Annotated in this window: 5 protein-coding genes; 1 reads left to right on the top strand and 4 read right to left on the bottom strand. The window is 69.7% G+C overall.

Features of this window, described 5'->3' with window-relative positions; translation table 11 throughout:
* Positions 1-175 precede the first annotated feature (175 nt).
* On the top strand, positions 176-1,102 hold the full coding sequence (locus IE209_RS27665; RefSeq protein WP_229883082.1) for a HupE/UreJ family protein: 927 nt from the start codon (positions 176-178) through the stop codon (positions 1,100-1,102).
* Positions 1,103-1,174: 72 nt separating this feature from the next.
* Here the strand turns inward: IE209_RS27665 and IE209_RS27660 are convergent, their stop codons facing one another.
* From IE209_RS27660 to IE209_RS27645, 4 genes are all read right to left on the bottom strand, one after another.
* Positions 1,175-1,615: a peptidase dimerization domain-containing protein gene (locus tag IE209_RS27660; protein WP_189690102.1), complete on the bottom strand. Its 441-nt coding sequence runs from the start codon at positions 1,613-1,615 to the stop codon at positions 1,175-1,177.
* A 17-nt stretch (positions 1,616-1,632) separates the two neighbouring features.
* Positions 1,633-3,354 (bottom strand): zinc-binding metallopeptidase family protein, encoded by a 1,722-nt coding sequence (locus tag IE209_RS27655; RefSeq protein WP_229883081.1) that lies wholly within the window; start codon positions 3,352-3,354, stop codon positions 1,633-1,635.
* A 240-nt stretch (positions 3,355-3,594) separates the two neighbouring features.
* Entirely contained in the window at positions 3,595-4,932 is a 1,338-nt protein-coding gene (locus IE209_RS27650; RefSeq protein ID WP_189690101.1) for a sigma-54-dependent transcriptional regulator, read from the bottom strand.
* Positions 4,929-6,752 carry a sensor histidine kinase gene (locus IE209_RS27645; RefSeq protein ID WP_189690100.1) on the bottom strand — a complete coding sequence of 608 codons (1,824 nt, stop codon included), beginning with the start codon at positions 6,750-6,752 and terminating at the stop codon, positions 4,929-4,931. The genes IE209_RS27650 and IE209_RS27645 overlap by 4 nt, the downstream gene beginning before the upstream one ends.
* Positions 6,753-6,758: the final 6 nt, after the last annotated feature.

Genomic DNA, 6,758 nt, shown 5'->3' with positions numbered 1-6,758 from the left:
TTTCCAGTATTTCAGGCCCTCCACCCCAACACCTCAACCATACAAGCCAGTCCCGCGGCGTCTGCTGGCATGGCCTGCTCCGCGGCCTGGCGATCCTTTGCTTGCGGGTGCCTTCGCACCCCGCGGGCGCACGCCACGGACCACTGAGATGCGCGCACATGCGTGGATGCGGCGGATGTTTGCCGCCATGTTGCTGTTCTGGGTGGGTGCCGTGTCGGCCCACGAACTGACCATCGCCGAGATGGAGATGCGCGAGACCTCGCGCGGCGAGTTCACCTGGCAGTGGACCGCGCGCGAACGCGCGACGCAGCGCGACATCAACCCGGTCTGGCCGGCCGGCTGTACGGCCGAACCGGCGCTGCTGCACTGCGGCCCGAACGGCCTCACGGGCGTGCTGCAGGTCGACGGCGTGGGCAAGGGCTACTCGGTCGCCATCATCAAGATCCGCTGGCTCGACGGGCAGACGCGCGTCTACACGCTGACCACGGCCCAGCCCTCGGTGCACCTGTTCGGCACGGCCGACGACCAGCGCGGCATGGGCGAGATCGCCTCGGCCTACACCGTGCTGGGCATCGAGCACATCCTGACCGGCACGGACCACCTGCTGTTCGTGGTCAGCCTGCTGTTCCTCGTCGGCTTCAACCGCCGGCTGGTCTGGACCATCACGGCCTTCACGGCGGCCCACAGCATCACGCTGGCGCTCTCCGCCTTCGGCCTGCTGGCGCTGCGGCCGCCTCCGGTGGAGGCGACGATCGCGCTGTCCATCATGCTGGTGGCCGGCGAGGCGCTGGGCAAGGAAGCCACGCTGTCGCGGCGCTGGCCGGCGCTGGTGGCCTTCCTGTTCGGCCTCGTGCACGGCCTGGGTTTCGCGGGCGCGCTCCAGCAGATCGGCATGCCCGAGAACCATCTGCCGGTCGCGCTGTTGACCTTCAACCTGGGCGTGGAGATCGGCCAGCTCGGCGTGGTGCTGCTGGCCTGGTTGATCAGCAAGGCGCTGGCCCCCTGGCCCGGCTTCGCGAAGGCGCGCACACCGGCGCTGTACGGCATCGGCTCGGTGGCCATGTACTGGGCCAGCGGGCGGATCTGGGCGATCCTGACCTGAACCCGAAGGGGGCGCCACGCAAAAAAGGGCGCAGATCGCTCTGCGCCCTTTCGCTGGCGACTGGTGCGCCGTTTACTGCGGCTGCGACACCACCGTGAAGCGGATGTCGGCGCGTGCGCCACCGGCGGTGTCGCCGGCCTTGACGCCACGGAACGCGTTCTCCGCATCGGCACCGGCCTTGGCCGTCGCGGTCACCTGCTGGGTGATGGTGGCCAGCACGGCCGGGTCGCTGGTCAGCGCGGTCACCGTGTAGCGCGCGTCGCTGGCGATGCTGTTGACGGAGTTGCCGCCGTTCAGGCCGGACACGGTGTACGAGCCTGCCGGCAGGCCTGCAGCCTTGAGCTGCACCAGCGCGCGCCCGGCGGCGTGCACGGCGCTCGTGCGCCCGTAGGCGCCGTTGCTGTGGCCGCCCGGGCCCTGGAACTCCACCACCATGCTGGCATTGGTGGCGGCCTGGGCAGAGGCCAGGCCCAGCGCCGCCAGGCACACGAGGGATGCGATCGTCTTCTTCATGGTTCTCTCCTGGGGGTTCACTGGACTTCGGCCGTGCGCTTGCCGATCGGGCCGGCGGCGGGCTGCACGACGCTGCCGTCGGCGGCGTGGAAGCCCGAGGCGATCAGCGCCGCGGCCATCACGCGCTGCATGCGCAGGACTTCGGTGGCCTGGGTGCCCGGGATGCCCCATTCCCAGAACGCATGGCCGCCGCCGCCGGTGGCGGAGGTCGCGATGTTCAGGTTGATGGTGGGCACGCCGATGGCGGCCGGCACGTTGTCGTTCAGGCTGCTGGCGGCCGTGGACAGCTCCGTGCGCTTGTCCACGCCCACGATCTCGGCCGACTGCCAGGCGGCCTGGATCGACACGTCGGACAGGTCGGTGCGCTCGTGCGGCGGGCGGTCGCCGAACCAGGTCAGTTCCATCTTGACGGCCTGCGGCGAGGCGTCGGCCAGGCTGTAGCGCGTGTTCTCCTCGCTGACGCCGGCCTGGAACAGCGGCTCGATGCGGCTGCGGATCTCGTTCAGCGGCTCCAGGCGCGGCGAGCGCATGTCCACCTGCACGGTGCAGCTGGGCACCACGGTGCTGCCGGCGGCCGGCTCCTCGCAGCTCACCACGCCGACGGTGTAGGTGGTCTTGAGCGCTTCCTTGTTGTCGTCCCACGGCGTCCTGATGTCGGCGATCTTGGCGATGGACGCGGCTGCCGCCTCCAGCGCGCTCGGCTGGTTCGGTCCCGGCGTGGCCGGCGCCGTGTACTTCATCTCGAAGCGGTAGCTGCCGATGAAGTTGATGGTGCCGCTGCCGCCGTCGATGCCGAAGTTGGTGACGAAGTTCAGCGGGTTGGTCCCGGTGCCCTTGTTCTGGTCGTAGCCGTACAGCTGCTTCATGCCGGCCAGGTTGCCCTTGCCTTCCTCGCCGGCGGTGCCGCAGAACCACATGTCGTAGACGGGCTTGATGTTGTACTTCTTCATCGCCTTGGCGATGTTCAGCACGCCCGAGACGTTGCCCATGGCGTCGCCATAGCCCGGCACGTAGATGCGCAGCGCATTGGCCGCGGTCGCGGCCTCGGCGTTGGCGAAGTACTGGCGTGCGCGCGTGTAGTTGGCGTCCTGCACGATGCGGCCGGCGCTGTCGAAGGCCAGCTCGTCGGGAATGGCGGCCAGCTGGGCCGGCGTCTCGACGATGGGCTGGGTGATCGGCTGCAGCTTCACCGGCTCGTAGAAGTAGGTCAGCCGCTCGGGGTTGACGGTGTCGATGTGGCCTTCGACCAGCACCTTGGGATACTGGCCGCGGTAGCTTTGCGCGCCGGCGGAGGCCGAGTAGCTGCCCTTGATCTCGGCGCAGATGTTGTAGACCGGCAGGCCGTCGACGAGCTGCACGTCCGAGCCGGGCAGGTTGCCGTCTTCGCGGGTGCGGATCTCGCTCTCGGCGAAGCCCCACTCCTGGACCATGCGGCGCTTGATCTCGCGGGCGCGGTTGTACTCCTCGCGCGAGGGCGAGGCGATGCGCACCAGTTCCATGTGCTGGTTGAAGCGCTCCTGCGCGTTGAGCGCCGTGTCCCACTCGGCCACGGCGGCGCGCACGTTGGCGTCGGCGACGATCTTCTGCGAGGCCGCCTGCACCGTGGCCGAGATGGTCGGCACGTTGGGGTTGCCGGTCTGCGGCGGCGGTTCCTGCGGGTCGTCGCCGCCGCCGCCGCAGCCTGCGGCCAGCACGGCCACTGCGCAGGCCATCACGTTGAGTTTGTATTGCATTGCCATGGAGGCTCTCCGTTCGAGTCTTCGCGGGGTTCCGCAGGGGGCCATTGCCGGGTCCTGCGGCCGGTACGCCAAGCGTGTTGCAGCACGATGACCGAAACGCTTTCGCAAGCCATATGCCAAACGGAGGCAAGGAAAAACTTCACTGAATTCAAGGCCTTTCTGCCGCGGCACGCAAGGGCCGGTACGGAAAGCCGCCTTGTGGCGCGCGCGTCGGGACGGAAACCCGTCCGACGCAGTGGCTCAGAGCAGGCCGTGCTTGCGGACCTTGTCGGCCAGCGTGGTCTTGGCGATGCGCAGCGCGCGTGCGCTGTGGGCCACGTTGCCCTGGTTGCGGCTCAGTTCGGCGGCGATGAGGTCGCGCTCGTAGGCGTCCACCATCTCGGTCAACGAGGGCGTCGGTGCATCGCTGGCGGGCGCCTCGCCCGCGCCCAGCACCCCGCTCGCGATGCCCAGCACCAGGCAATCGGCCATGTTGCGCAGCTCGCGCACATTGCCCGGCCAGTCGTGCGCCATGAGCCGGCGCATCTGCTCCTGGGTCACGCCCGGATGGGGGCGGTTGAAGCGGCTCGCCGCCAGCAGCATGAAGTGCTCGGTCAGCAGCGGGATGTCCTCGCGCCGCTCGCGCAAGGCCGGCAGCTCGATCGTGACCACGTTGAGCCGGTAGTAGAGGTCGAGCCGGAAGCCACCGTCCTTGGCGCGCTGCAGCAGGTTGTCCTTGGTCGCCGCCACCACGCGCAGGTCGACCGGCATGCCTTCGTTGGCGCCCAGCCGCTCCACGCGCCGCTCCTGCAGCACGCGCAGCAGCTTGACCTGCATGCCCATGGGCATGGATTCCAGTTCGTCCAGGAACAGCGTGCCGGTGTGCGCATGCTCGATCTTGCCGATGCGGCGCTTCTGCGCGCCCGTGAACGCGCCCGACTCGTGCCCGAACAGCTCGCTGTCGAGCAGGTTGTCCGGCATGCCGCCGCAGTTGAGCGCGACGAACGGGCTCGCGCGGCGCGCCGAATGCGTGTGCAGGGCCTGGGCCACCACCTCCTTGCCGGTGCCCGTCTCGCCGTGCACGAGCACGTCGACCGGCGAATCGGCCACCTCGGCGATCAGGTGGCGCACCCGCTGCATCTGCGGCGAGTTGCCGATCAGCTTGCTCTCCAGCCCCGCGCGGCTGGCGAGCGTCTTGCGCAGCGCGGCCACCTCCAGCGTCAGCGACCGCTTCTCCAGCGCGCGGCGCACGATCTCGACCAGCGCCTCGGGCGAGAAGGGTTTGGGGATGAAGTCGTAGGCGCCGCTGCGCATGGCCTCCACGGCCAGGCCGACGTCGCCATGGCCGGTGATCATGATCACGGGCATGTCCGGGTCGCGCTGCTGGCACCAGCGGATCAGTTCCAGCCCGTCCTGGCCGGGCAGGCGCATGTCGGTCACGACGACGCCGGCGAAGCCGGGGCCCAGCAAGGGCTGCGCTTCCTCGGCCGAGGCGACCGCGACCACGGGAACACCGGCCAGCTGGATGGCCTGGACGCAGCCCAGCTGCACATGGGGATCGTCCTCGACGATCAGGACGGAGAGCGCGTTGGCATTCATGTCGTTCGGGGCCCGTCGGCCGGGATCTGCAATCGGAAACAGGTGCCCCCGTCGGGACTGTCGGCGACCTGGATCTCGCCGCCGAAGCCGCGCACGATGTCGCGCGAGATGGCCAGACCCAGGCCCAGGCCGGCGCCCGGTGCCTTGGTGGTGAAGAAGGGTTCGAACAGCTGCTCGCGCGCCTTGGGCGACAGGCCCGAGCCGTTGTCCTCGACCGTGACCCAGGTCCACGGCGTCCCGCCGGCGGCGTGCGGTGCGGTGCCGGCGCGCAGCACCAGGCGCGGCGCCGGCGAGGCGGCCATCGCGTCCAGCGCGTTGCCGATGAGGTTGATCAGTACCTGCTCGAGCCGGTTCCCGTCGCACCAGGCGTGGACGGTGCCGGGCGCGCAGTCGTTGACCACGGCGACCTGCATCTTGCGCATGCGCAGGCCATACAGGAACAGCGCGTTGCTCACGGTCTGGCCGATGTCGGTGCGGCTGAGCTGCGGCTCGGACTTGCGTGCGAAGGCCTTGAGCGGCTGGATGATGTTGCCCATCTGCTCCGTCAGCCGGCCGATGATGGACAGGTTGCTCGCCACCGGATCGAGCTGGCCGCGCCGCATGAACTCCTCGGCATTGCCCGACAGCGTGCGGATCGCGCCGAGCGGCTGCGTCAGCTCGTGCGTGATGCCGGCGGCCAGCTGGCCCATCATCGCCATCTTGGCCGCGTGGACCAGTTCGGCCTGGGCGTCGCGCAGCGACTGCTCGGCCTGCTCGCGCTCGCGCACCTCGTGCTTGAGATGCGCGTTGGCATCGAGCAGATCCTGTGTGCGGGCCGCCACCTTGGACTCGAGATCGGCATTGGCGCTCTCCAGCATGCGCCGGGCCTCCTGGCGCTGGCGCTGGATGCGCCGCGCCTGCACGAGCACCAGCACCAGCAGTGCGACGAACGCCGCCGCCACGGCCGACATGGCCGCCTGCATCAGCGCGGCGTGGCGCACGTCCTTGAGGTTCAGGAACAGCATCACCCGCCAGTCCATGCCGTCCAGCGGCCGGGTCAGCACCAGCTCTTCGCCGATCTGCTGGCGCTCGCGCTGCGGATCGAGCTCAGGCACCAGGGGAAACTGCGCGATGCGCATGTCGTCGTACAGGCGCGTGAGCTGCTGCTCCACACGCTGCTCCAGCGTCGAGGGCACCAGCGAGGTGTAGCGCCAGTCCGCGCGCGACGAGTGGATGACGACCCGGTTGGCGTCGGCGAGCAGGGCCGGTGCGCCCACCATGTCCCAGGTCTGGTCGATCGGCTGCAGGCTGATCTTGATGGCCGCCACGCCGATCACGTGGGCGCCGTCGTGGATCGGATGCGAGACGAAGTAGCCGGGCGTCTTGCCGTCGACGCCGATGGCGAAATGCCGGCCTACCCGGCCGGCCAGGGCTTCCAGGAAGTAGGGCCGGAACGCCACATCGTTGCCGATGCGGCTGTCGTCCGGGTGGTCGCGGTTGCTGGAGGCGACGACCACGCCGCGGTCGTTGAGCGTGAACACGGCCAGGCCGCCCACATGCGCGTTCAGGCGGCGCAAGTAGGCGCTTGCCGCAGCCGTGCGCGCCGGCGTGGTCGGCCCGCGCAGCAAGGCCACGATGTCCGGATGCAGCTGCACCGTGGCCGGCACGTGCTCGGTACGCTTGACCATGCCCTCGACCGCCGATGCGAACAGGTCGAGCCGGTGGTTGGACTCGGCCTGCAGCTGGGCCATGCCCTGCTCGAGACTGTCGCGGTAGGCCACGAGCGCGCTGGCGGCCATGAGCGCGAGCGCCGCCAGGGCGCCGGCCAGGCGACGTGCCATGCGCCG

It is taken from the genome of Pseudorhodoferax aquiterrae, from assembly GCF_014652235.1.
Classification (GTDB): Bacteria; Pseudomonadota; Gammaproteobacteria; order Burkholderiales; family Burkholderiaceae_C; genus Pseudorhodoferax; species Pseudorhodoferax aquiterrae.
Note: the sequence above shows the minus strand (reverse complement) of the source record. Positions and strands in the feature narration are given on the sequence as shown.